The sequence below is a fragment of the Dolichospermum sp. UHCC 0259 genome, from assembly GCF_009711935.1.
Lineage (GTDB): Bacteria > Cyanobacteriota > Cyanobacteriia > Cyanobacteriales > Nostocaceae > Dolichospermum.
In genome coordinates this window covers 15,524-40,122 of sequence record NZ_VIKX01000326.1, presented here as the reverse complement: position 1 = coordinate 40,122, position 24,599 = coordinate 15,524, and the positions used below count along the sequence as shown (strand labels likewise).

Genomic DNA, 24,599 nt, shown 5'->3' with positions numbered 1-24,599 from the left:
AATAGCCCCCCTATTCTCTCTCAAATTCACAATTTTTTGCTTGACAGACCACTAGTGTTATTATACTATATAACAGTAAATTGAGACAAATGGTAAGCATTCAGCTATCAGCAAGAATTGAATTGATATACTCAACACGGCTTAATAGTTTGATTGATTCTATCGGTAGGGGTAAAACACAATGCTCATTGGTCTCAAATTAAGCTACAGATGCTTTATTTGTTTGACTTCCACACCCGCCCAGAAATAAATTTCAGTTTCCGATTTTATCAGGTACATCTCAGCCCCCTCATCGCTTGCGGTGAACCAGCGCTGTAGGCGGGTTTCCCACCGTAGGCGACTGGTGAACCCGAAGGGGGAGGGGTTATTGTAACTCATAACACCGGGAAGTGCTGTATTACAGACAAATTCAGATACCTCTAACTTCCAAAGGTAAGAAAATAGTCAACACTTCCCCATTTTGCGGACGTTGACGCACAATTAATTTCCCACCAATTGCTTGAAACAAATGCTTAGTTGCCGCCATATTTAAACTAATTGCCCCTGTTTCCGGCTGAAACATCAATAATTGACCCAACGACTTGCGAATTGGTGGCGTTGTCCCATAGCTTTGATCATGACAATCAAACTGAGGAGACAATTGCAACTTTAACTGATCACCAGCAGGAATTACCTGCACCTGAATACAACTACCAGGAGGTAAACTGCGGGTAAAATTCTCAATTACACCAGTAAGTACCCTATCCAGCATCGCTGGATTACTAACCACCGTCGGCAACTGCTTCGGTAAAACCACATTTAAAGTTAAATTCCGCCGAGTTGCTGCCAATTGCCAACGAGGAATACTCTGTTGTAAAACCTCATCCAAACACATCGGTGATAATTGGGAACTAGCAAATTTTGAAGGTTGTGATAAATTCTCTAACTCTGCCGCCTTAAATAATAACTCCATCCGGTCAATTTGCTCAGTACATTCATGATCAATAACCTCCAAACGACTGATCACATTAACAGGTAAATCCTTCCTTTTTAATAATAATCGCGTCATCATCCGAATAGTCGTTAACGGAGTGCGAACCTCATGGGCAAAGGCTTGAAGCAATTCCACATCAGAACGAGATGAAGACTTTGGCGGTAGAGGAGATGAACAAACAAATGATGAAGTATGCGTAACTGGATTACTTTCTGTCGGAATAGTTAACTCTTGCAGTAATAACTGACTAAATTGAATTATAACTTGATAATCTGGGGCAACAACAGGATAATTTTGTACCTTAACATCTAACTCAGCAAACAATTCAGGATTAGTCAAAACCACCCTAGCACCTATAGATTCCCAAGCCCTTTGGACAACCGCTGATTCAAAAGAAAACAAAAACTTTTTCTTCCCATTCTCATCTTCCGCCAAAACCAAAACCAATCTAAACTTATCTGTAAATATCAAACAAAACTGTTCCGCACCCAGAGGATCAGCAGGTAACAAAGGTAAAATAGATTCTTGAAAAGTAGCAGTATGGGAAATATTTGTATCTATATTTTCTATATTATTTATACCCTGCACCACTTCTGACGGCATCATAAATGGCATCAACGCCAAAGGATTAAAAGGTCTAGCTGTAAAAGTTACCGTTTGTAATCGTTGTGTTATTTGGGGGTGACTAAATAAAGGTGCAGGTGCAGCTAATACCAAACCTTGAGTATCATCAGATAAACTCGTGGCTAAAGTTTTCAACAGCAAATTCTCCGTAGCCGCCAAACTCACACGCCATTGCTGTTCCGCCTTAGCTGGAGAACACTCAGCGACAGGAGATTGATTTTCAGATAAAACTTCCTTAAGACTCGGCAAAATCCATTGGTACACAGGTTTTAACCTCTTGATTGCTTCAGCAGCTAATGGTGGTTATATTAGACATTTGCACTCTACATCCACGAGATTATCGTCATTGGGGTCAAGATAGAAAGTGGTATAACCGAACCTTCAAGGTGCAATATCCTCTCTTTGTCAGTTGTCAGTTGTCATTGGGAAGAAATATTCCCCCAACTTCCCCAACTTCCCCAACTTCCCCAACTCCCCCTACTCCCCCAGTCCCCAGTCCCCAGTCCCCAGTCCCCAATTATCAATCCCAAAAAAGATGCGGCTGAGTCTTTAAGATAGAGAATATATAGATAGTGGCTACCTGTGAGCATCAAACCGTTAATATTCGATAGCCATGAGTACAATTAAATTGGCTCTTTTCAATAAAAGCGTTTTAAATTAGTTATTGGAAAGTTGTCACTTCGTCAGTTATCTGGATGTTTGGTTCATGACTTTTGGTTGTAGAAATTTAATTCTTTTTTAAGATTTGCTCCTGGGTATCACTCACAGTAAAATCCATCACTTCAAGTATCCAACTTTGGAAATCAACATGAAAAAGCTCATTCCTTTTCTAGTTAGTAGCGTTTTAGTAGCTGGCATGGTTGCTTGTCAAGAAGCACCAAAAACAGGTTCAGAAACTACTGGTACTAGCACCACAGCCCCCGTTGTTCCAGCCCAACCCGCTTCTGATACCACCAGAATCACAGATAATTCTACCACAACTCCCACCGCAACTCCTACCACAACTTCTACCCCAACTCCCACCACAACTCCTACCGCAACTTCTAAATCCACAACCGACTTAAAAACCGAAATTAGCAAAAAACTGAAAGCAGCTTTACCTGCAAACAAGTTAGAAGTAACCAACAAAGACGGTGAAATTATCCTCAAAGGAACAGCAACTTCTCAAAAAGAAATCACACAGGCGGAAACTCTTATTAAAGCAATACCTGGCGTAAAAAATGTCAAGGTAGAAGCTAGTGTAAAGACCGATAAAAAACCCTAGTTAGTTGATTCCATAGCCCTCTCACCTACAAGGTAGGTGATAAAATTGCTCTGTAGGGGCGGGGTTTCCCCCCCCTCTATTATGTTGCTTAGGCATTAATCTAATCCCATAACTTGCCGATAACGAGGTGCTAATTTATCTACATTAGCTGATTTAGGCTGTGTTTCCCAGTGACTTCGGTTAAATATTTCTTGTCGCAGTTCATCAATATTAATTGTAGTAATTTCTCCATTACTAATAATTTGCTTACCATTCACCCAAGCACTATTAACAACATTAACCGGACGACCTAAAACTAATAAACCAATGGGATCTGTGCGGGGAAGTAATGATAAATTATTGAGATCATATAAAACTAAATCAGCTTTTTTACCAACAGTAAGAGAACCAAGTTCATCTTCTACATTTAAACCTTTTGCACCCCCTAAAGATGCCATTTCTACAGATTGACGGGGTGTAATCCAGTATTGATAATCTGGTTCTGTCAGATTATGTAAAATCGAACCAATTTTAATAGCTTCCAACAAATCTTGGGAGTCATTACTAGAAGCACCATCACAACCAAACGTTACATTAACTCCCGCTTGAATGTATTTGATAATTGGGGCAATACCACTGCCTAAACGGAGGTTACTTAAAGGATTGTGAACGACTGTAGATTGTGTTTGGGCAAGAATATTAATATCAGATTCCTTTAACCATACACAATGGGCTAAAGTTGTGCAACTGTTCAAAAAACCAATTTCCTGTAAATGTTGAACCGCACTGCAACCATATTTTTCTTCAGCCAGTTTTTCCTGGGCTTTAGTTTCTAATAAATGGGTATGACGACAAATATCATACTTGTTACTTAATGAAATACATCCGTTAAATAAATCATCACTGCATAGCTGAATACCCGTCGGGGCAACTAAAATACTAATTCCTGCCTCTGGTTGATGAAATTGTTTTACCGCAGTTTCAATAATGGCTAAAGTTTCCCCCAGCGAACGAAAATAAGGTTCATGATTTGCTTGTGATTCTCCATTAGGTATGCCCATATTCAAAGATTCATCTTGAATGAGAGGGGCAATAAAAGCCCGGATGCCTACTTCTTGATAAGCACGGACGGCTGTAGCAATAGTTTCTAATTCCTGTCCAGGAATTAATACTAAATGATCTACTACACTTGTTCCCCCAGAAAGTAAAGTTTCAACTGCTGTTCCCAAAGCACTAAGATAAACTTGTTCTGTATTTAAAGGAGTGAAATCATATAAATGTGCTAACCATAATTCAAGAGGTAAAGGAGGAATTACTCCTCGTTGCCACATTTCCGAAGAATGGGTGTGGGCATTAAAAAAACCAGGAAGCAGCAGTTTGTTCTCCCCATTAATTTCTGTACCAATTATTTCTAAATTAGGGGTAATAGCGGTGATTTTACCATCTACAACCTGTACATCTGTAGTTACATAACTATCGGCAACGCTAATTAAAGTATTCTTAATTGTAAATTCCATAATTTTAACCTTAATTAAGTAATTGATCCACTAACATAATTTTAAGCTACAACGTAAAAAACGATATCGAGAATTGGCATTTATGAACCTACCCACTCAGAAATTAGGATTTGCACCAAATAACTGGCAAGTAAATCAGACATTTGCAGATATTACTCGCCCTCAAAAGACTCCACAACCAGCCATTTTAGCAACAGAAACTAAAACCCTGCGTTGCGACTTATCCAAAGTTGCTATCATTGTCATTGATATGCAAAACGATTTTTGTCATTCTGATGGTTGGTTAGCACACATTGGTGTAGATGTTACCCCTGCCCGTCAACCAATTGCCCCTCTACAACAATTATTACCACCACTGCGGGCTGCTGATATACCTGTAATTTGGCTAAATTGGGGAAATCGTCCAGATTTACTCAATATCAGCGCCGGTTTATTGCACGTATACAATCCCACAGGGGCAGGTGTCGGATTAGGTGATCCCTTGCCCAGCAACGGTTCTCAGGTGCTAATGCAGGGCAGTTGGGCTGCTGCTGTGGTGGACGAACTAGAACAGCTACCAGAAGACATCCAGGTTGATAAGTATCGTATGAGTGGATTTTGGGATACACCTTTGGACAGTATTTTGCGAAATTTGGGTATAACTACAATCTTATTTGCTGGTGTAAATGCTGATCAATGTGTTTTATCAACTTTGTGTGATGCCAATTTTTTAGGATATGACTGTATTTTAGTCAAGGATTGTACGGCAACAACTTCACCGGAATATTGTTGGTTAGCAACTTTATATAATGTCCAACAATGTTTCGGTTTTGTAACAGATTCTTCGGCAATTTTAACCGCAATTCATCATTAATTTAATTGGAATAAAAACACCAATCACCCATTACCAATCACCCATTACCCATTACCAAATATGTACGCTACTCGTTGTGTCATTCCAGTTGTCAAATCTCCAAAAGATTATCAAGCATATCGGATTAGTCCCCATGACTCTAACCGATTAGCAATTATCTTTGATTCTACAAGTGCAAATACCTCTTTAACTTGTTGCATAGAAATCTTTGATGTCGGTGGACAAACACCACCAAATCGGCATCAATGGGCTGTAGAAATGTTTTTTATCCTCAAAGGAGAGGGCATTGCAATTTGTGATGGAAAAAAAGTAAATATCAAAGCTGGAGATAGTTTATTAGTACCACCAACGGGAACACATTTAATTAGAAATACTGGTGAAAATCGTCTTTATGCCTTAACAATTATGGTCCCTAATGAGGATTTTTCGGAACTAATTCGCAGTGGTATTCCCGTAGAATTAGATGCTGAAGATATGACTATTCTGGGAAGATTAGATTCTTTGAAGTTTTTTTAGATTACATTCATTCTAATACTGTTCGGTTAAGGCTAAAAAATCATTATATGGTAGGTTGGGTTGACGCAAGGAAACCCAACGCATTTGTTGGGTTGCACTGTCGCTACAAAGAATGGACAAAGTATTGTCAACTCTAATTCCTTTCCACAATACCACCATTATCAATTGCACTATAAGTATCATTGTTGACTAAACCCAGCCAAGGATCAGAACTGGGAGTTAAAAACAATTCAGCATAAACTTTTTCATTCAATTGATTAATGTTTGATGTTTGATTTTCAGCTAAAAACCATTGATGAATTTGTCTGTGTAGCAGATATTCGTTTTTGACTGTATCTAAAGCCATGACGGTTTCAAAATTACGAATTACTCTAGATAAATTATTTTTATCTGTTGTATTTGGTAATTTTTTATCCTCAATTAAAGTTATACTATTTTTATCCAGTCTAGCATCGTTTTGATATAGTGTAGCTAATCTATTCCAAGTTGCTTGATCAAGAATTTCTGAAGAAGTTTCTGCTGGTTCTGGTTGAATAGAATCCAGAATTGGTCTTTCAACTACTGCTTTAGAAACTGCTAAAGAACCTGCTAATCTAGCACTAGGAGGTGATGTTGAATTATTGGCACTTCCTACTAAACGAGGTGGAGATTGAATACCCAATTTCGATAAATCTGTTCTCCATTGGTTTTGAATGTCGTCAAGACGGCGCTGATGATATTGTTGTAATAATAAATTGTATTTTTCGCCATTTTGATTATTCAAAGTTTTGGCGATAACTTCCCCTCGCTGGAGTTGTTTAAGAAAAGCTTTTGGTCCATAAAGTCCAGGAATGGCATCAATGGGACGACCAGAACTATCTAAAATGTAATGAATACTATTACCGGTAATTGTTCTTTCTAATTTGCGTCCGTCACCAAAATCAATAGTTATTTTGGGAACGGGACGGACTGTCTGCCAATGTAAGATAAATTTGTCTCTTAATTCTTGGGAAATTTCAGCATTGGGATATAATGCTACTCTAAAAAAACGACTGTTGGCACAACTGAGGTCTGTATCTAATTTCCCTAATAATCGTAAGGAAAGGATTGGTTTATCACTAATTTTAGCGGCTGCTTTGGCTTGTTCTAAATCGGTATACCAATATAATTTGGAAGCATAACAATCTCGTTGTTGACACAATTGATCTAAGGCTGTTTTAATTTGTGGTTCTGGTGGAGATTTTAGGTTATTTATATGAGATTTGAGAAATATTTGTAATCCGGTTTGTCCTTGTGTCCGTAATTTGGCAACTTCTTCAGATAGTTGAGATGTTTTTAATTCGGGACTTTGAGTATAACCTGCTGGTGAAAAGACGAAACTAGCAAATATTAAAAGAAGGGGGATTTTAAAGTTATTCAATTTCATGTTTTTTTTGCTCTCTTTTTTATAATTGTGAAAAAAGATTTTGCCAATCAATTATAGTCGGTCTATTTCCTTGATTGACTATTTCAAAAACTTTATTAACAGAACTTTGATAAAATAAACTTTCTACACAAGTTGCAGCTACATCAATCCGGCTGGTATCACCGGAAATTGTGTCTCCTTTTCCAAAAATTATGTTTAATTTACCTCCACTTGTGGCTTTGAGTAAGGTATTGAGATCATAGGATGTATATGGTCCATCGGTTAAACGTCCGGGACGAATAATAGTATAAGGTATTCCCGAATTCATAATGGCTTGTTCTCCTTTTTCTTTAGCGTCAAGTACACCAAAAAGATTCAGAATATTAAAGGGAAATTGATGTTTACGCAGAATTCCGCAGGAGGAAACAAAGACGAAGCGGTTTAAGTTTTTTGGTGCTGCTGATATAAGATTAATTACCCCTTGAGTATCAACTTTTGTAGGAGTATTTTTGGCTTTATCTTCTAGGGATTGGGGATTAAATGCAGCGATTCCCAATTCAAAAATATTAGGGGTTTGATCAAATTCCCATCTTGCAGAAGGAAAAGCGGTAGTTCCTGTACAACAAATAATAGAGGTAATATTTGCCATTGCTGCTGTTAATGTGCTAGGTTCATGGATATCACCAACAGCAATTTCTACTTTGTCATTAAACATTTTTGTGGCTTTTTCGGCATCTCTGGTGAGAATACGAACTGGTAAGCATTTTTCTAATAGTTTACTAACTACAAGTTGTCCGACTCCACCGGTAGAACCAACAACTAGGATGAGATTTTCACGAGTATTCATAAATGGAATATTTCTGGAATAGGGGATATTTAATCTACAATAATTTTGGTTTTACCTTTATGTCCGTGAATTAATATAATTTGTTCCCATCCTTGAGTATACCAAGCTGTGGATTTAGGTGCTTTCAACCATTGCATAACTGCAATATTAGCAGAATTTTGACTAATATCTTGATGGAAAAGTTGAAAATAACATCCTATAGCAACTATACCAGTCCCGCTGATACCTGTTACATCTTGATCTCTTACTAGTTTAAATCTTTGTAGATGATAATTATCTCGTGAATTTTCTCCAAATACTAATTTTCTCCCTCTTTGATTTTGCAGTTGTTGAAAGGATGCTAGAGATGGAAAGGTGGCATGACTGGAATGTGGTAAGATTCGAGCGATAGCTGCGCTGACCAAAGGTACGCCACTTGTCCATCTGGTAAGATAAAACCACCACCTATAATCTGCTGCAATGGTTTTGCTTCAGGTTCAATTAACCAAAATGTTTGCTGATTTGGTTGCATAAGCATATTTTTATTTTATTTGTCTAGAGAAATTACCATTTCCGTGATGTAAAATTGGAAAAATTAACCGCAGATAGAAGATGATGAACACAGATGAACGCAGATAAATTGGTGTTTCATTAGATTAATAAATACTATAAGCTATGGACATTATATTATATGTGTTAAAATTTTAATCACTATTATCTACAGAGTAAAATTTTATGGTTAAAAAAATTCGCCGCGCTACCAAAGCTATGAAGAAGTCGCACGGGAAGGAGTTCTATCACGAACCAGGAACTCAACCAGGAACAATAATTGTTGATGAAAATGCTGAACAACCAATTATTTTTCTCATTGACTATAACCAAACTGAACTTATTCAGAAACAAATAAGTTATCCAGAAGAATGTCTTAATTATTTAGATACAGAATCCGTTTCTTGGGTAGATGTTCAAGGTTTAGGTAGTAAAGATATTTTACATCGTTTAGGTCAAACTTTTGATTTACATCCTCTAATTTTAGAAGATATTGTCAACATGGTAGAACGACCAAAAATCGAGGATTATGAAGAACAATTAGTAATTATTGCTCACATGGTTGTACCTAATCCTAATAATGGCAGTTTTTATAGTGAACAAGTAAGTTTAGTTTTAGGCAAATATTATGTTTTGACAGTTCAGGAAGAACCGGAACATGATTGTTTTGATGGTGTGAGGATGAGAATTGATAAAAATAAAGGTATTATCCGCAGACAAAATAGTGATTACTTGGCTTATTCTTTATTAGACGCAATTATTGATGGATTTTTCCCAGTTTTAGAACTGTATGGAGAAAGAATTGATGATTTAGAAGAGGAAGTAATTGTTAATCCTAGTCAGAAAACATTACAAAAAATATATCAAATTCGGCGAGAATTATTACAACTACGTCGCGCAATTTGGCCACAAAGAGATGCAATTAATTCTTTAATTAGAGATGGAAGTGAATTAATTAGTGATGATGTGAGAATATATCTGCGAGATTGTTATGATCATGCAGTTCAAGTCATGGATATAGTAGAAACTTATCGAGAATTAGTAGCTGGTTTAATGGATGTGTATTTATCAGCAATTAGTAATAAAATGAATGAAATTATGAAGATGTTAACGGTGGTTTCTTCTATTTTTATTCCTTTGACTTTTATTGCTGGGGTATATGGGATGAATTTCAATACCGAAAAATCACCCCACAATATGCCAGAATTAAATTGGTATTGGGGTTATCCCCTATGTTTAGGCGTAATGGCGTTAATTGCTATTAGTCTGATATACTTTTTTTGGCGACGGGGTTGGCTGACTAATTCTGTTGATTTTCAAAAAGATATTCATCGCTAATGTCCATAAAATAGAGACGTTTTCTTCAACATCTCTAAGTTTTAAATGCAATTAAATAACGGGTGCGGCTGTAAACACAAACCACAGCAACAATGCTAAAACTAGGACGCTAATTTTTACGAGCAGATAGGTATAAGCATGAGGGATGAGCAAATTTTGGGTTGTCATATTCCACCTCTACTTACTAGCAGTTGACTAGTTATTTAACAAAAGGAGTCTTTTTTCTCAACTCCATTTTTTTATATTTCTATTATCGCTTAAAAATGGGTGAAAAAGATGCTTCGTAAAGTTTCGTGAACAAATCTAACTCCTTCTTCTTTCTTCTTCCTGACTCCTGACTCCTGACTCCTGACTCCTTTTACAATTTTTGATATACACATTTACGCTAAAATATCAAGATATTTTTCTCAAAAAAGAAACCCATAACGTTTTGTTAAGTTAAGTCAAGCAACCTTAAGACCTGTATAGATAGGTAGATCAAGAGGAATCTGAGGATGGTAAGCTAAATGGTGAAATATAAAAGTGACTTAGGACGAAGTGTTAAATGGGTGTTTCCTTAACGGCTCCTCTCCTCCTTCGGGCTGCTCGTGGTGAACAAGTAGATCGTCCTCCTGTATGGATGATGCGACAAGCGGGACGCTATATGCAAGCATATCGGGATTTGCGGGACAAATATCCTTCATTCCGCGATCGCTCAGAAATTCCCGAAGTAGCGATCGAAGTTTCCCTCCAACCCTGGAGAGCGTTCCAACCCGATGGAGTAATTTTGTTTTCCGATATTGTCACCCCCTTACCAGGAATGGGGATTGACATGGATATTGCGGAAGGAAAGGGACCGATTATTTATTCGCCCATACGCACTAAAGAACAAGTTGATCAACTGCATTCCTTAGATCCAGAATCAGCACTGCCGTTTATCAAAACGATTTTGCAAGCATTACGGCAGGAAGTAGGTAATCAATCAACGGTGTTAGGCTTTGTTGGCGCACCTTGGACATTAGCAGCTTATGCGGTGGAAGGTAAGGGTTCTAAAACCTATTCCATCATCAAAAACATGGCCTTCTCAGATCCGACAATTCTCCATCAGCTACTCACAAAATTAGCAGATTCTATTGCTGATTATGTCCGCTATCAAATTGATTGTGGCGCTCAAGTGGTACAAATGTTCGATTCTTGGGCAGGACAATTAAGCCCTCAAGATTATGATACCTTTGCCCTACCTTATCAAAAAATGGTGTTCGAGAAAGTCAAACAAACTCATCCTGACACACCATTAATTTTGTTAGTGACAGGTAGTGCGGGACTTTTGGAAAGAATGCCAGCTTCCGGTGCAGATATCATTACTGTAGACTGGGCAGTAGATATGGCAGATGCCAGAGCTAGATTAGGTAAGCACGTCAAAGTACAGGGTAATCTTGATCCAGGTGTATTGTTTGGTTCTAAGGCATTTATCCGCGATCGCGTATTGGACACCGTTCGCAAAGCCGGTAACTGGGGACACATCCTCAACCTTGGACATGGTGTCCTCCCAGAAACACCAGAAGAAAACGTTGCTTTCTTCTTTGAAACCGCCAAAAACCTCAACGCTTTGGTTTAGTAAGTTCAGTAGGGATAAGGTATCTTTTCCCTATTGAAAATATTTAATCTCCTGATTCCATAAATCGAATTTATCTGAAAAAACTCTTGACTATTTTCGTTGTTAAGTAATAGAATTAGATCGGTAAGTTGAATTTTTTCGACACACCTCCCCCGAACCTTGAAAACCCTATAATCTCGTTGAGGTGTGTCGAAGTCTTACGCACCAAAGGTTTCAGCCGACAAAATCCGCCATTTTGTAAGAAAATTTTTCCATTTTTCTGAGGTGTGTCGAAATGGGTATCTGAAACCCTTATCCAGTAAGGCTTCCAGAGGTGAACTCTTTACAAACCAACTTCCCCGCAAGGGGATGGAAACCGATTGAGTTTGTTCAAGAACTTGTTCTTTCGCAGTAACTTTACAAACCAACTTCCCCGCAAGGGGATGGAAACTTTTGTGCTTGGTCTTCTGAAATTTCTTTTCTTTTTTCTACTTTACAAACCAACTTCCCCGCAAGGGGATGGAAACTTTTTATCAGCCTCAAGGAAAGGTTGCAAGGCTTGTTGCTTTACAAACCAACTTCCCCGCAAGGGGATGGAAACGCTCTATTGAACGGGTCAAATTGAACGGGTTTGAAAACTTTACAAACCAACTTCCCCGCAAGGGGATGGAAACTGTAAGTCTTCTAATGCCTCTTCCGTACGTTTTTGACTTTACAAACCAACTTCCCCGCAAGGGGATGGAAACTTCAGAAAAAATAAAGGATACAAAAATACAATTCTTCTTTACAAACCAACTTCCCCGCAAGGAGATGGAAACCCTGCTCGGAGATTGGAATAGAAATTATCACTTTGGCTTTACAAACCAACTTCCCCGCAAGGGGATGGAAACATTGGTAACAGACGAACCTTGGGTTGTCTGTATGTACTTTACAAACCAACTTCCCCGCAAGGGGATGGAAACCTTCTAGTTCCATTAACCTTCAAAGAGTAAGATTTGACTTTCCAAACCAACTTCCCCGCAAGGGGATGGAAACAAGTGAAATTCTCTGAATTATGCTATGCTATTTTTCTTTCCATACCTTGCCATAACGACAATTTTTAACACCTACTTACCGATTCATAAAATTAGCAGTTATGAAAGACACCCTAAAAATTCGCCCCATGAACAGGCCAGAAGTGGCTTTAGCCATTAAATGGGCAGCCATAGAAGGTTGGAATCCAGGCATTTATGATGCCGATTCTTATTATCAAACCGACCCCCAGGGCTTCTTATTGGGCGAATTAAACGGTGAACCAATTGGGTGTATTTCCGCTGTTGCTTACGATGAACACTTCGGATTTATAGGTTTTTACATCGTCCAACCAGAGTATCGCGGACGTGGTTTCGGCATCCAACTTTGGCAAGCAGCAATGGACTATCTGGGTACTAACCGCAACATCGGTTTAGATGGAGTCATAGCCCAACAAGACAACTACAAAAAGTCCGGTTTCCACATCGCCTATAAACATATTCGCTACCAAAAAACAGGCGGTGGTATAATACCCCCTGATATCGTCCTCCTAGACACAGTTCCCTTTGAGGAATTAGTCGCCTATGACCGGCAATTTTTCCCCGCCCAAAGAAGGAAATTCCTGCAAAATTGGTTGCATTTACCCAACAGTGCCGCCTGTGGTATTCTCAACGATGGACATTTAACAGGTTACGGAGTCATTCGCCGCAGCCAATCAGGTTACAGAATTGGTCCCCTATTTGCCGACAATGAAGAGATTGCAGAGAAAATACTACAAGCATTATTAACCAAAGGTATTAATTCTTCAGTATTTATTGATATTCCCGATATTAACCCACAAGCTCTAGCCTTAGTACAACGTCACAAAATGCAGCCAGGATTTGAAGCCGCCCGGATGTACACTAAAGGCGCTCCAGACTTACCCATGAACCGCATCTTTGGAGTCACAAGTCTAGAAGTCGGCTAAAATCATCTCGTTCCCAGTCTCTGACTGGGAATGTGGACTAGAAGGCTCTGCCTTCAATGAGATTAGAGGTAGAGACTAGGAACGAGATATAATTGCCTGAAATTGGATTAATATTTAATTTATAAAACCTCTCTCATCCCAGCAATTCTCATTTTAAGGTTTCATCGCTCAAAAGTCTGAATCACGGATTATACGGATTAAAAGATGGCACGGATTAGGCTGTTTGCGATGATAAAAGTTACTAAAATCCGTGAAATCAGTGCAATCCGTCTAATCCGTGATTCTAACCTTATTTTATTCTTTTCAAAATGAGAATTGCTGCTCTCATCCCCAAATAGCAACCAAAACTGCCAAATCCATGACCAAAAAACGTATTTTAGTTACAGGTGCAAGTGGCTGTATCGGTCACTATATCAGCGAAGCCTTAATTCAAAACACCAATCACGAATTATATTTACTAGTTAGAAACCCCAATAAACTCCAAGTTGATACCACAGTCCGCCCTGGAATCACCATTCTCCAGGGTGATATGCAAGAAATTGGTAAATTCTCTAATTTACTCAAAACCATTGATATCGCCGTATTAACAGCCACTTCTTGGGGTGGTGAGGGCATATTTGATATTAATGTCTTCAAAACTCTAGAATTAATGAACCTGCTAAATCCCGAAAGATGTGAACAGGTAATTTATTTTTCCACAGCCAGTGTTTTAAATAACGAAAACAAACCACTCAAAGAAGCGGGAGAAATCGGTACAGATTATATCCGTTCTAAATATGATTGTTTACATCAAATTGAAAAATTAGCAATTTTTCCCAAAATTACCACAGTTTTTCCTACCTTAGTATTAGGTGGTGATGACAAAAAACCCTACTCTCATCTCACATCTGGTATTCCTGAAGTTACTAACTATATTAATTTGATTCGTTTTTTACAAGCAGATGGCAGTTTTCATTTTATTCATGGTCAAGATATTGCCACAGTTGTCCAATATTTAATTGATTATCCACCACAACAGGGAGATCCCCGCCGATTTGTGTTAGGACAATCTTCCCTAACTGCAAATCAAGCAATTGAAGAAGTTTGTGCTTATTTCCGTAAAAAGATTTATTTCCGTATTCCTATATCTTTAGGTTTAGCCAATGTGATTATCGCTGTATTCCGTATTCAAATGGCAGCTTGGGATAGATTCTGTATGAATTATCGTCATTTTAGCTATGCTAATGCTATTAATCCTAGCAGTTTCAATTTACCAAATTACTGTGCCACAATGACTGATGTTTTGAAAATTAGCGGTGTGAAAGCGGGATTTTAGACCCCAGCCATTTTCATGTAAGTAGGTAGACGCTAAGAGGTTGTTTGAAAAGTTTTAGGTTGTGATTTTAGGCACTTACAGATCCCCCCTAACCCCCCTTTTTAAGGGGGGAAATAGAGTCAAAGAGTCAAAGTCCCCCTTTTTAAGGGGGATTTAGGGGGATCTAAAAATATTAATCATCTGGGTCACATCTACGGAATGTAGGGTTAATAATTCTCACCGCAGAGATTCCTGTTAATGTTGCCACTAATAACCAGGTAATAGCCAATCCCACCACTTCCCCTAAAAATAAATTAGTAATTCTGTGCAACAATAAGCCGACAGTTGAACCAATGGGTATAGCAATCATCCAACTTATAACATTGACAAATACCCATTTCCATGCTGAAGAAAATGATGGAGGAATAGCTAACCACCATTGGGATACACCAATGAATAAACCACCAATACCACCAACAATAATGCCTAAAAAAATTCGCGCGGGTAGAAACGCAGAAGTAGTCACAGTCCAACCCAAAACACCAACACCAATTGCCGCAATAATTACCCAGGAAAAAAGAGTAGATAGTACCCATTGTCCAGGAGAAACAGTTCGTCTAAGCAGATAACTTTGGGGGATAGAAATTGTTAAACTCCCGATAGCAGCTTCCAAAACACTCATATCTGGTTTTTCACTAATTTCGATTATTAATAAACTCAATAAAAAACCCAAAAAAGTCACAAAAACCCATTTCAACGTAAAGTTTAAAATTATTAAATCAAATTTAACAGATGATAATTTCATTATATTTTCTTTAATTTTAATGGTCTAACAGCTTGAGTATCAAACATCTGGAGAAAAACCCGACGACGTTGATAAGGTGATTCGGGAGTAATATAACCCCATAAACTTTCCCAATAGAAAAAAGAGAAACCAGCAAGTTTTTGCTGGCGGACTATTTCTATTTGTTCCTTAACTTGATCAATCTCTACAGGCTTTAATAAATTTCCGGTTGAGATACCAATAGCTACAGGAATTTTCTTCATAGCAAATTTTATTGTTGGTTTGGATACTTCTGTAATAAAAGAGGTTTTTTCACTTCTATATACCTGTAAAATTAACTCATCTATTAAATCTTTTTTTACCCAATTTTCCCAATCTTGTAAATAGTATTTATAAGCAAAATACTGTGAATTTGGAGAAAGAGATATTTTGGCATAGGGTTTAATTGCTTTTACAGACTTAGATATACTTGCCATAAATACAGTAATTTTATTAGCCCTCCAGCGCATCCATTCTGGATCAAAAGGATTACTTGGTGGGGTTTTTCCTTGATGTTCTTTTTGATAAAGTTTTACTGTAAAAGCATCATAGCCAAGCTGTACAGGCATTCCAAAATGATCATCAATTTGAATACCATCTATATTATAATTTCTGACAACTTCTAAAATTAACCCGCGAATAAAATTCTGAACTTGAGGATGCAAAGGATTTAGCCAAGCTTGTTTATAAACCCCACTAACCATATCTTCTAGTAAGTTTTCCGATATGGATTCTACACCCTTTTGTCCAATAGTTAACCAATCTGGATGTAGTTTAGCTAAAGCGGAATCAGGAGGAGTCATTAACCCATATTCAAACCAAGGAATGATTGTCAAATCTTTATTTCTAGCTAATTTAACTACTTTGGCTAAAAAATCATTGTTCCTATGAATAAAATTCAGTAAAGGTTGACTATCTGCACCTGTAACTTTTTTCGCTAAAGGACTTTTATAAAAGGTGTAACCTCGATTCCAAACAACTGGATAAATAGTATTAAAATTGAGGGCTGCTAATTGATTTATTGCCCTTTCTATACCCCAAGGCATATAAAATACACCACTAGCAACATTAGTCAGCCAAACACCACGAATTTCTGTAGTTACAGGTGAAGAATTTGAATTTTGAGTATAACTAGGACTTGCAAAAATGGGAAATATTGTTAAACTGATGACAAATCCCAAACACAAAAAATATCCAAAAACTCGCTGAAATACAGAATTCATTTGTTAAATAAATCTAGATTGCTAATATCCATATAAATACAAGATTATATTCTATAATCGGGATTAGATAAAGATTTGAATATTTTTTGATAAAGCAGTAAAAAAGACACAATATTTGTGTGCCTTTAAGAATCATAAGTGATACGTAAAAATTTTTAAAGATTTTTCGTAGTTGGAAATCTCTAAAATTCTCTTACTTTTTCTTACCCTTAGATTTTTTGCCTTTGTCCGGTGATTCAAATCCTTTTGTATTAGTCTTCGGCTTTTGTTTGGCAGATTTTTGGATTGATGGAGGAATATCTACTTCAGGGGAAAATCCTGCAAACAGATTACCTAGTTTCTGCATAAAAGAGTTTTTTGGTTGTTCTGAAAGAATTTTCTGGTTATAAGCTATTTGAAAGGCTGCCATTCCTTCCTTAGTTGTCATGTCAAACCCGGATTGCATCCCACCCATAATAAAGTTTTTTGCCATACCTCCTTTTGCCGGATCAAACATCCAGTCTGTGAACTTGCCTTCAATACTGGTAAGATAGGTTGTTATCTGCCCTGCATTACGAAAGTTATACTCCCGCTTCAAAAAATTCCAAAAAGTGACAAGTTCTGAAATAGCATCATCTGCTTCCGATCTATTCGTCAGTGTGAGTTTACGAGGAATAATAAATTCCATTACAGTTTGTACATTTGCCTTAGTCATTTTGGACAGAGTAAATCCTTCGTAGACGTAGGACATTTCTGTGAAATGGGCAATCCAATTACCGAAGTCAGGGTGATCTTGAGCATAAGCTTCTCCTTCGGGAGACTTGGCAAATTGGTCAACTACACCCTTAATGTAATCGGATAGCAAGGGTTCAGCTTCGTCATAGTCAAGATTATTAAGTTGATTGATATCAAATAGCATGATTTCTTTCAGATTGAACCGATATACACCCAATTTAGCAAAAAAGGTAGAGAGCTAATCGCCAAGGAAATTTTTCAGGGTCTAAATGATTTTGACTCCTGGCTGGGCGCAGTCCCTGCGCCCCTACCTCCTTTCTTAAAATCTTTCTACACCTGAGAATTGTTGAATAGATGCTTTTGCTGCTTCTCCACAAGTGCGAGGTGTGGGGAAAATCTTGCCAGGATTTGCTAAACCTTGGGGATTAAATACCTGTCTTACCCATTGCATGGTTTCTAAATCAGCTTCACTAAACATATCTGGCATATAGCATTTTTTATCAGCGCCAATACCATGTTCACCGGAAATACTTCCACCTACTCTTACACATAGCCTGAGAATTTCTCCTCCCAATTCTTCGACTTTTTCTAATTCTCCATGAATAGAATTATCAAATAAAATTAGTGGGTGTAAATTCCCATCTCCAGCATGAAAAACATTAGCAATGGGATAACCATATTTATGACTTAATCTTTCAATTTCTTGGAGTACATAAGGTAATTGAGTCCGAGGAATTACCCCATCTTGCACATAATAATCTGGGCTAATATGTCCCGCCGCTGCAAAAGCCGCTTTTCTACCTTTCCATAATTTTAATCTGGTTTCTGGGTCACTGGCAGTAGTTACATTTCGCGCCCCATTTTTTTGACAAATTTCTGTAACTCGCTGTTTATTGGCAGAAACTTCTACTTCTAAACCATCAATTTCTACTAATAAAATAGCTGTGGCATCACGGGGATAACAATTAGTGGCAACAACATCTTCTACAGCATTAATACTAATATTATCCATCATTTCCATGCCACCGGGAATAATTCCCGCGCTGATAATATCAGAAACAGTAGCAGCCGCAGCATCTACACTGGTAAAATCTGCGAGTAATACACAAATTGATTCGGCACTTTTGAGAATTTTTAAGGTGATTTCTGTGGCAATTCCTAATGTTCCTTCTGAACCGACAAATATGCCTGTTAAATCATAACCTGGTGTTTCGGGAATTTGTCCACCAACATCAACAATTTCCCCATCTGGAAGCACAAGTTTTAAACCTAAAACATGATTTGTTGTCACACCATATTTTAAACAATGGACTCCTCCTGAATTTTCGGCAATATTGCCACCAATTGAACAAATAATTTGACTAGAAGGGTCAGGTGCAAAATAAAAACCAGCACCGCTAACTGCTTGTGTTACCCAACTATTAATTACTCCTGGTTGCACTACTGCCCGTTGATTTTCTAAGTCAATTTTGAGGATTTGTCGCATTAAGGAAGTAACTATTAAAACGGAATTTTCCGTTGGTAAAGCACCACCAGATAAACCTGTTCCTGAACCTCTAGCAATGAAGGGAACGGAATATTGATTGCAAATTTTGACAATTTCTGATACTTGTTCTGTGGTTCTGGGTAATACTGCAACGGGGGGACATTGTTTATAGCTGGTTAAACCATCGCATTCATAGGTGAGAAGTTCTTCTTTGCGTTGAACTACGCCTTTTTCACCAACTACAGCGACAAATTTTTTGATAATAGGTTTCCAGTTGATTTGTTTTTTATCTTGGGTAAGCATAGATTTTTTTATTGTTGGGATAGTACAATATTGATTTAAGTTTTTGTTATTATATCACATAACAGGCAATTTTTTAAAATTTTGTGTATAATAAATATAGCATATTCATTAACAACAATTCAGAAAAAATGAGTATTGTAATTACAGAAGACACATTAAAAACAATTTCCATGTCTGAAGATGAATTACTCCTAGAAATAGCAATTATGTTATTTCAACAAGAAAAATTTACGCTTGGACAAGCGAGTAATTTTGCGAAAATTAATCAATTACAACTTCAAAAAATCTTAGGTAGTCGTCAAATTTCTCCCCACTACGATCTAGCAGAGTTGAGAGAAGATGTTCATAGTTTAGAGGCTAATAACTGGCTATGATTATTGTTAGTTATATCGTAGGTTGGGTTGTTCGCGTTAGCGTTCCGATTGCTCAACCCAACCCACATTTCCTTAACCGACAAGTATTGGATATTGACTGTATTTATTATTGTATATAAAAATATAACTTATATTATATTTTTGAGAGGATGGGTACAGGATAATTTGATAGTTGATGATTGGTTTCAGATTTAACAAAGAAAGCAATTAAAGCTGAGGTATCAACAATTATTTCTTGATTCATGATTTTATATTAAAATAGTTGAGTTTAATATAAAACATCATCAATATGTTCTGCATAGTTAGTAGATAATTCTGCTTGTTGATCTTTAATTATAAATTCAGGGTCAGGATTAGGCATTTCTAAACTTCCGCAGAGTTCCCAAGTCTTAGTTTTGATTAAATTTGATGGTTCTATTGCTAAATATGCTTCCAGGGCTTTAAGCAAAATATTTTGTAAGGAATCAGATTGATTTTGCAATTGATTCATTAATTGATCAGGAATCTCTAATGTAACTTTATTCATGGTGATTTAGAGACGAAAATCTGTTTTATGAAAATTATACCAGATTTTAGGGGTAAACGTGAAATCGCTGAAAAATTCTTTACTCTTGCCTATTGCCTTACAATTTTCAACGCCAACCTACTTGATGTATTATAAGTTAGAGATTTTTTTAAAATCCTGAATTTCTAAATTTAAAAATAATTACTTTTATGAATTTTCGTGATGAGTTTAAATTGTTACTTCGCGCTCGTTATCCGTTAATTTATGTTCCTACTTATGAGGAGGAACGGGTAGAGGCGGCGATTCGGGAAGAGGCGACAAATCAAGGTAATCGTCCGGTGTATACTTGGGATTTTGTGGATGGTTATCAGGGTAGTCCGAATGATGTGGGGTTTGGTAAACGTAACCCGTTACAGGCTTTGGAGTTTGTGGAAAAGTTGACTGCGGCTGCACCTGCGGTGCTGATTTTACGAGATTATCATAGATTTTTGGATGATGTGGCCATTTCTCGTAAACTCCGCAATTTAGCCCAAATCCTGAAATCCCAACCGAAAAATATTGTTTTATTATCCCCTCGCATTGCTATTCCTGACGATTTGACGGAAGTGCTGACGGTGGTTGAGTTTCCATTACCTAATGCTTCGGAAATCAAAATGGAGGTGGAACGGTTGTTACAAGCCACTGGCAACCCCCCTGGCGGCAAGTTTTTAGATGATTTGGTGCGTTCTTGTCAGGGGTTGTCTATGGAAAGAATCCGCCGGGTATTAGCGCGAGGAATCGCCACTCATGGACAATTAGAACCAGAAGATGTAGATTTAGTTTTGGCAGAAAAGCGGCAAACTATCCGCCAAACTCAAATTCTTGATTTTTACCCCGCCACTGAGGAAATTACTGATATTGGTGGTTTAGATAATTTGAAGGATTGGTTAATTCGGCGTGGGGGTTCGTTTAGCGAAAAAGCCCGACAATATGGTTTACCTTATCCGCGAGGGTTAATGTTGGTGGGAATCCAAGGAACTGGTAAATCTTTAACAGCCAAAGCGATCGCTCACCATTGGCACTTACCTCTGTTACGATTAGACGTAGGGCGGTTATTTGGCGGTTTGGTGGGTGAGTCAGAATCCCGCACCCGACAAATGATTCAAGTCGCAGAAGCGCTCGCTCCCTGTATACTTTGGATTGATGAAATTGACAAAGCTTTTTCAGGTTTGGGTAGTAAAGGTGATGCGGGAACTACCAGTCGGGTATTTGGGACTTTTATTAATTGGTTAGCGGAAAAAACTTCTCCCGTTTTTGTCGTAGCTACTGCTAATGATATTCAAGCATTACCACCGGAAATGTTAAGAAAAGGGCGATTTGATGAAATTTTCTTTGTCGGTTTACCCAGCAAAGAAGAAAGAAAAGCGATTTTTCATGTGCATTTATCCCGATTGCGTCCCCATAATTTGAACAGCTATGAAATCGAAAGATTAGCCTACGAAACCCCCGATTTTTCCGGTGCAGAAATTGAACAAACGTTAATTGAAGCCATGCACATTGGCTTTAGTCAAAACCGTGATTTCACCACTGATGATATTTTAGAAGCTGCCAGTCAAATTATCCCCCTAGCACGAACCGCTGTGGAACAGATTCAAAAACTCCAAGAATGGGCAGCCGCCGGTAGGGCGCGTCTAGCTTCAAAATACACCCCTTTAAATGAACGTATTCAACGTCAATTATAGGAGTCAGGAGTCAGGAGTCAGGAGTCAGGAGGAAGAAAAGAAAGAAGAAAGAAGGAAGAAGAAAAAAACTAACCAATTACCCATTACCAATTCCCCATTACCAATTCCCCACTATATGCTAACCAACTTACTTAAAGTTATACTCGGTTTTGTTTTAGCGATCGCAGTTTTATTAGGTACTGGCTTAACAGTTGCCCTCTATTTTGTTAACCGTACCGCCGTAACTCCCCCCAAACCAATATATCCTAACGATAATCCTTCTTTTCAAGCCAAAAAGCCCAAACCCATAGCCAAATCTCCACCTAAAAAACCAGCCACCTCCAACCCCACATCTAGCCCTACACCTACATCTACAGCTACTCCCACACCCACAGAATCACCCAAACCACTACCACCAGATGCCTACGAAGGAACAGTTACCTGGGCAAATGGGCTAAGTATGCGTTCTGAACCAGACGCAAATTCTTCCACTATCGGTGGAGTTGGTGGTAATAAAAAAGTCATTATTTTAGAAGAAAGCACCGATAAAAAATGGCAAAAAATTCGCATTCCTGATACCGATAAAGAAGGTTGGGTAAAAGCAGGTAACATTCAACGTTCCCAATAAGTAGCGATATCTTTAATTTCTTCTCTTAACCTACTTATAACGCTATAGACTGAAATGAGATACACTCAGCAATCATAAAACCTGTAGGGGCGCAGGGCCTGCGCCCTAAATTATATTTCATAAACCGTGATTACCGCCATCACCTAATTTTGGATTTTGGATTTTAAATATGCAATTAAAAATCTCCTAACCCCTAACAAAACCGCGTTTAATTTGTTCCCGTTCAATAGCTTGAAACAAAGCCAAAAAATTACCTTCCCCAAAACCTTGTGCAAGAGAACGACGTTCAATAAACTCAAAGAAAAAAGTTGGTTTAGAAAAAATTGGTTGACTAAAAATTTGCAATAATAACTGACCTGGATGAGAATCTTCATGCCAGTCAACCAGAATTTCCTGGTCAGATATAGCTTGCAACTCTTCAGTTGACAGAGAAAACTTATATCGTTGTTGGAGTTGGAAATAGTAATTTTGGGGAACAGAAAGAAAAGATAAACCCGCAGCCCGAAACCGAGAAATTGCACTCACAAGATCAGGTATCAATAAAGCAATATGTTGAATACCAGCACCTCGATTCACCTCCAAAAACTCCTGAATTTGCGAACTAGGAGAAGCCGGTTCATTAATTGGTAATTGAATATTGCCATTAGGAGAAATCATTACCTGACTGTGCAAACCAGAACGATCAGTTTTAATATTAAAACTTTGTTGAGGTTGAAAATCAAATATTTTTTCATACCAATTAACAGCAGTTACCAACTCACCCACACCCACATTTAAAACTAAATGATCAATAGCAGTAACAGAATCACGGGAAATATTTTCCACCTCCGCTATTTTTGCCTTCTCCCTACAAATTAACGTATGATTTAAACCACCCCAAGCAGCAATTTTAGCATACTGACAAAATTTACCATCTTGAACAGGTTGGAGAATCATTGCCCCATTACTTCTAGCCTTTGCTATCACAGCTTCCACATCATCAACTACAAAAGCTATATCAGCCACACCAGGAGGATGTTCACGCAAAAACTCAGCCACCGGACTAGTTGGTAAAATCGCAGAAGAAAGTAAAAAGTAGACAGATCCACTTTTCACCACTTCTGTACAAGTATGCAACGATTTTGGATGATGAAAAAACTTGGGAAAAATACCATCATTCACTGCTTGAAAACCAAGACAATATACAAACCAATCTCGCCACCTTTGGGCATCTTCGACATAAAAGTGAACGTGATCAATTTGCAGCATAATTTCTTTTAAATCCAGTATTTACTATCACCTTTTTACCAATTTTATATGAGGCTGCACAGAATTCTGAAATCCATTAATTCATCTGCGTTTATTTGCGTTTATCTGCGTTCAATTATTCTGGAAATATTATTTTATGCAGCCTTATCTTAATTTGGTATTACATACTAAAAAAATAAATGACTCTCAGGTTGAATATTAATTTCCATAGGAATAGCCTGTGGTTCAGCCGATAAAGCATAAAAAATAGCATTTGCCGCAGTCTCACAACTAAGCATTTTATTCCGATCTACTTTTAAATTTACCTTATCCCAAAAAGGAGAATCTATGCCTCCAAAGTAAAAAAGTGTCATTTTCACCCCAAAACGTTTCAGTTCTTCCGCTATACATTTACTAAAACCCACCACACCGAACTTAGACGCAGAATAAGCCGCAGCCATAGGCATTGAATGTTTACCAAGAATACCGACAACATTACAAATATGACCAGATTTCCGTTTTTGCATCTCCTTCGCTGCTGCTTGAGTCGTGTAAAAACAGCCTTTTAAATTCAAATCCAGCATTGCATCTAAATCTGCCGATTCAATGTTGTTGTAGGCTTTGAGAATACCCGCCCCGGCTGCATTTACCAGAACATCAATTTGTCCAAACTGGGCTATTGTCGCTTGAATTAATGCTTCCACCTGTTGAGGTTGAGTAATATCTGTGGGAACTGTCAGCACATCTGCGGATAACTCATTCGCTAATGCAGCTAAACTTTCCCCGTCCCTAGCTGCGAGTACCAACCGCGCACCAGTGGAAGACAACTGACGAGTTAAAGTAGCACCAATACCACCAGTAGCCCCGACAATGACAATAACTTTATCTTGTAGCATCATAATATTTACATTTCTTTACAGACTATATTTATAGTACAGTCTATCT

At 37.8% G+C, this 24,599-nt stretch carries 25 protein-coding genes and 1 CRISPR repeat array; of the genes, 11 read left to right on the top strand and 14 right to left on the bottom strand.

Translation table 11 applies throughout. The features are described from left to right. Window positions 1-409: 409 nt before the first annotated feature. Window positions 410-1,861 (bottom strand): HAMP domain-containing sensor histidine kinase, encoded by a 1,452-nt coding sequence (locus tag FJR05_RS26155; RefSeq protein ID WP_168646806.1) that lies wholly within the window; start codon window positions 1,859-1,861, stop codon window positions 410-412. A 138-nt stretch (window positions 1,862-1,999) separates the two neighbouring features. Here FJR05_RS26155 and FJR05_RS26150 point away from each other — a divergent pair, with 138 nt between their 5' ends. Together FJR05_RS26150 and FJR05_RS26145 are read left to right on the top strand one after the other, a co-directional pair. Further along, window positions 2,000-2,155 carry a hypothetical protein gene (locus FJR05_RS26150; protein WP_168646805.1) on the top strand — a complete coding sequence of 52 codons (156 nt, stop codon included), beginning with the start codon at window positions 2,000-2,002 and terminating at the stop codon, window positions 2,153-2,155. A gap of 250 nt (window positions 2,156-2,405) precedes the next feature. Then, window positions 2,406-2,861: a BON domain-containing protein gene (locus tag FJR05_RS26145; protein WP_168646804.1), complete on the top strand. Its 456-nt coding sequence runs from the start codon at window positions 2,406-2,408 to the stop codon at window positions 2,859-2,861. Window positions 2,862-2,956: 95 nt separating this feature from the next. Here the strand turns inward: FJR05_RS26145 and FJR05_RS26140 are convergent, their stop codons facing one another. Beyond that, window positions 2,957-4,357 carry an amidohydrolase gene (locus FJR05_RS26140; protein WP_168646803.1) on the bottom strand — a complete coding sequence of 467 codons (1,401 nt, stop codon included), beginning with the start codon at window positions 4,355-4,357 and terminating at the stop codon, window positions 2,957-2,959. Window positions 4,358-4,439: 82 nt separating this feature from the next. Here FJR05_RS26140 and FJR05_RS26135 point away from each other — a divergent pair, with 82 nt between their 5' ends. Next, window positions 4,440-5,210, top strand: coding sequence for a cysteine hydrolase family protein (locus FJR05_RS26135; protein ID WP_168646802.1), 771 nt, complete (start codon window positions 4,440-4,442; stop codon window positions 5,208-5,210). Window positions 5,211-5,270: 60 nt separating this feature from the next. After that, window positions 5,271-5,726 (top strand): cupin domain-containing protein, encoded by a 456-nt coding sequence (locus tag FJR05_RS26130; RefSeq protein WP_168646801.1) that lies wholly within the window; start codon window positions 5,271-5,273, stop codon window positions 5,724-5,726. 133 nt (window positions 5,727-5,859) lie between these two features. On the opposite strand, the gene FJR05_RS26125 is transcribed toward FJR05_RS26130, so the two are convergent. Genes FJR05_RS26125 through FJR05_RS26110 form a run of 4 tightly spaced genes read right to left on the bottom strand, consistent with a single transcriptional unit; the run spans window position 5,860 to window position 8,474 of the window. After that, on the bottom strand, window positions 5,860-7,131 hold the full coding sequence (locus tag FJR05_RS26125) for a hypothetical protein (RefSeq protein WP_168646800.1): 1,272 nt from the start codon (window positions 7,129-7,131) through the stop codon (window positions 5,860-5,862). A gap of 19 nt (window positions 7,132-7,150) precedes the next feature. After that, window positions 7,151-7,957, bottom strand: a complete 807-nt coding sequence (locus FJR05_RS26120; protein ID WP_168646799.1) for an SDR family oxidoreductase — start codon at window positions 7,955-7,957, stop codon at window positions 7,151-7,153. Window positions 7,958-7,986: 29 nt separating this feature from the next. Beyond that, window positions 7,987-8,361, bottom strand: a complete 375-nt coding sequence (locus FJR05_RS26115; protein ID WP_168646798.1) for a hypothetical protein — start codon at window positions 8,359-8,361, stop codon at window positions 7,987-7,989. After that, on the bottom strand, window positions 8,298-8,474 hold the full coding sequence (locus tag FJR05_RS26110; RefSeq protein WP_168646797.1) for a hypothetical protein: 177 nt from the start codon (window positions 8,472-8,474) through the stop codon (window positions 8,298-8,300). The genes FJR05_RS26115 and FJR05_RS26110 overlap by 64 nt, the downstream gene beginning before the upstream one ends. Window positions 8,475-8,671: 197 nt before the next feature. On the opposite strand from FJR05_RS26110, the gene corA reads away from it, so the two are divergent. Beyond that, window positions 8,672-9,823: a magnesium/cobalt transporter CorA gene (corA, locus tag FJR05_RS26105; RefSeq protein WP_168646796.1), complete on the top strand. Its 1,152-nt coding sequence runs from the start codon at window positions 8,672-8,674 to the stop codon at window positions 9,821-9,823. A gap of 257 nt (window positions 9,824-10,080) precedes the next feature. Here corA and FJR05_RS27745 read toward each other — a convergent pair whose 3' ends face one another. After that, on the bottom strand, window positions 10,081-10,203 hold the full coding sequence (locus FJR05_RS27745) for a hypothetical protein (protein WP_256376216.1): 123 nt from the start codon (window positions 10,201-10,203) through the stop codon (window positions 10,081-10,083). Between the two features lie 164 nt (window positions 10,204-10,367). Between FJR05_RS27745 and hemE the strand changes: the two genes are divergently transcribed. The 3 genes from hemE to FJR05_RS26090 all read left to right on the top strand — a co-directional run bounded on the left by hemE (window position 10,368) and on the right by FJR05_RS26090 (window position 14,692). Beyond that, on the top strand, window positions 10,368-11,420 hold the full coding sequence (gene hemE, locus FJR05_RS26100; RefSeq protein WP_168646795.1) for a uroporphyrinogen decarboxylase: 1,053 nt from the start codon (window positions 10,368-10,370) through the stop codon (window positions 11,418-11,420). A 320-nt stretch (window positions 11,421-11,740) separates the two neighbouring features. Further along, window positions 11,741-12,434: a CRISPR direct-repeat array (repeat unit 36 nt; unit sequence CTTTACAAACCAACTTCCCCGCAAGGGGATGGAAAC). A gap of 100 nt (window positions 12,435-12,534) precedes the next feature. After that, complete coding sequence (locus FJR05_RS26095; RefSeq protein ID WP_168646794.1) at window positions 12,535-13,377, top strand: GNAT family N-acetyltransferase; 843 nt, start codon at window positions 12,535-12,537, stop codon at window positions 13,375-13,377. Window positions 13,378-13,735: 358 nt separating this feature from the next. Then, window positions 13,736-14,692: an NAD(P)-dependent oxidoreductase gene (locus FJR05_RS26090; protein WP_168646793.1), complete on the top strand. Its 957-nt coding sequence runs from the start codon at window positions 13,736-13,738 to the stop codon at window positions 14,690-14,692. Window positions 14,693-14,864: 172 nt separating this feature from the next. Here the strand turns inward: FJR05_RS26090 and FJR05_RS26085 are convergent, their stop codons facing one another. The 4 genes from FJR05_RS26085 to glcD form a co-directional block, all read right to left on the bottom strand. Continuing rightward, entirely contained in the window at window positions 14,865-15,476 is a 612-nt protein-coding gene (locus tag FJR05_RS26085; protein ID WP_168646792.1) for a hypothetical protein, read from the bottom strand. Then, the gene (locus tag FJR05_RS26080; RefSeq protein WP_168646791.1) at window positions 15,476-16,717 is read right to left on the bottom strand and encodes a glycoside hydrolase family 10 protein; all 1,242 of its coding nucleotides are present in this window, start codon (window positions 16,715-16,717) and stop codon (window positions 15,476-15,478) included. The genes FJR05_RS26085 and FJR05_RS26080 overlap by 1 nt, the downstream gene beginning before the upstream one ends. Before the next feature lie 193 nt (window positions 16,718-16,910). Beyond that, the gene (locus tag FJR05_RS26075) at window positions 16,911-17,615 is read right to left on the bottom strand and encodes a hypothetical protein (RefSeq protein WP_168646790.1); all 705 of its coding nucleotides are present in this window, start codon (window positions 17,613-17,615) and stop codon (window positions 16,911-16,913) included. A gap of 135 nt (window positions 17,616-17,750) precedes the next feature. After that, window positions 17,751-19,220 carry a glycolate oxidase subunit GlcD gene (glcD, locus tag FJR05_RS26070; protein WP_168646789.1) on the bottom strand — a complete coding sequence of 490 codons (1,470 nt, stop codon included), beginning with the start codon at window positions 19,218-19,220 and terminating at the stop codon, window positions 17,751-17,753. A 128-nt stretch (window positions 19,221-19,348) separates the two neighbouring features. Here glcD and FJR05_RS26065 point away from each other — a divergent pair, with 128 nt between their 5' ends. Continuing rightward, the gene (locus FJR05_RS26065) at window positions 19,349-19,594 is read left to right on the top strand and encodes a UPF0175 family protein (RefSeq protein WP_168646788.1); all 246 of its coding nucleotides are present in this window, start codon (window positions 19,349-19,351) and stop codon (window positions 19,592-19,594) included. A 268-nt stretch (window positions 19,595-19,862) separates the two neighbouring features. Here the strand turns inward: FJR05_RS26065 and FJR05_RS26060 are convergent, their stop codons facing one another. Next, window positions 19,863-20,120: a hypothetical protein gene (locus tag FJR05_RS26060; protein WP_168646787.1), complete on the bottom strand. Its 258-nt coding sequence runs from the start codon at window positions 20,118-20,120 to the stop codon at window positions 19,863-19,865. Window positions 20,121-20,308: 188 nt separating this feature from the next. On the opposite strand from FJR05_RS26060, the gene FJR05_RS26055 reads away from it, so the two are divergent. Beyond that, a complete protein-coding gene (locus FJR05_RS26055; RefSeq protein WP_168646786.1) occupies window positions 20,309-21,820 on the top strand; it encodes an AAA family ATPase in 1,512 nt (503 codons plus the stop codon). Then, window positions 21,795-22,427, top strand: coding sequence for an SH3 domain-containing protein (locus FJR05_RS26050; protein WP_371416948.1), 633 nt, complete (start codon window positions 21,795-21,797; stop codon window positions 22,425-22,427). Before FJR05_RS26055 ends, FJR05_RS26050 begins: the two co-directional genes overlap by 26 nt. Window positions 22,428-22,613: 186 nt before the next feature. Here FJR05_RS26050 and hppD read toward each other — a convergent pair whose 3' ends face one another. Both hppD and FJR05_RS26040 read right to left on the bottom strand, forming a co-directional pair. Then, complete coding sequence (gene hppD / locus FJR05_RS26045; RefSeq protein ID WP_174783864.1) at window positions 22,614-23,675, bottom strand: 4-hydroxyphenylpyruvate dioxygenase; 1,062 nt, start codon at window positions 23,673-23,675, stop codon at window positions 22,614-22,616. Window positions 23,676-23,842: 167 nt separating this feature from the next. Further along, window positions 23,843-24,553, bottom strand: coding sequence for an SDR family oxidoreductase (locus tag FJR05_RS26040; protein ID WP_174783863.1), 711 nt, complete (start codon window positions 24,551-24,553; stop codon window positions 23,843-23,845). Window positions 24,554-24,599 lie beyond the last annotated feature (46 nt).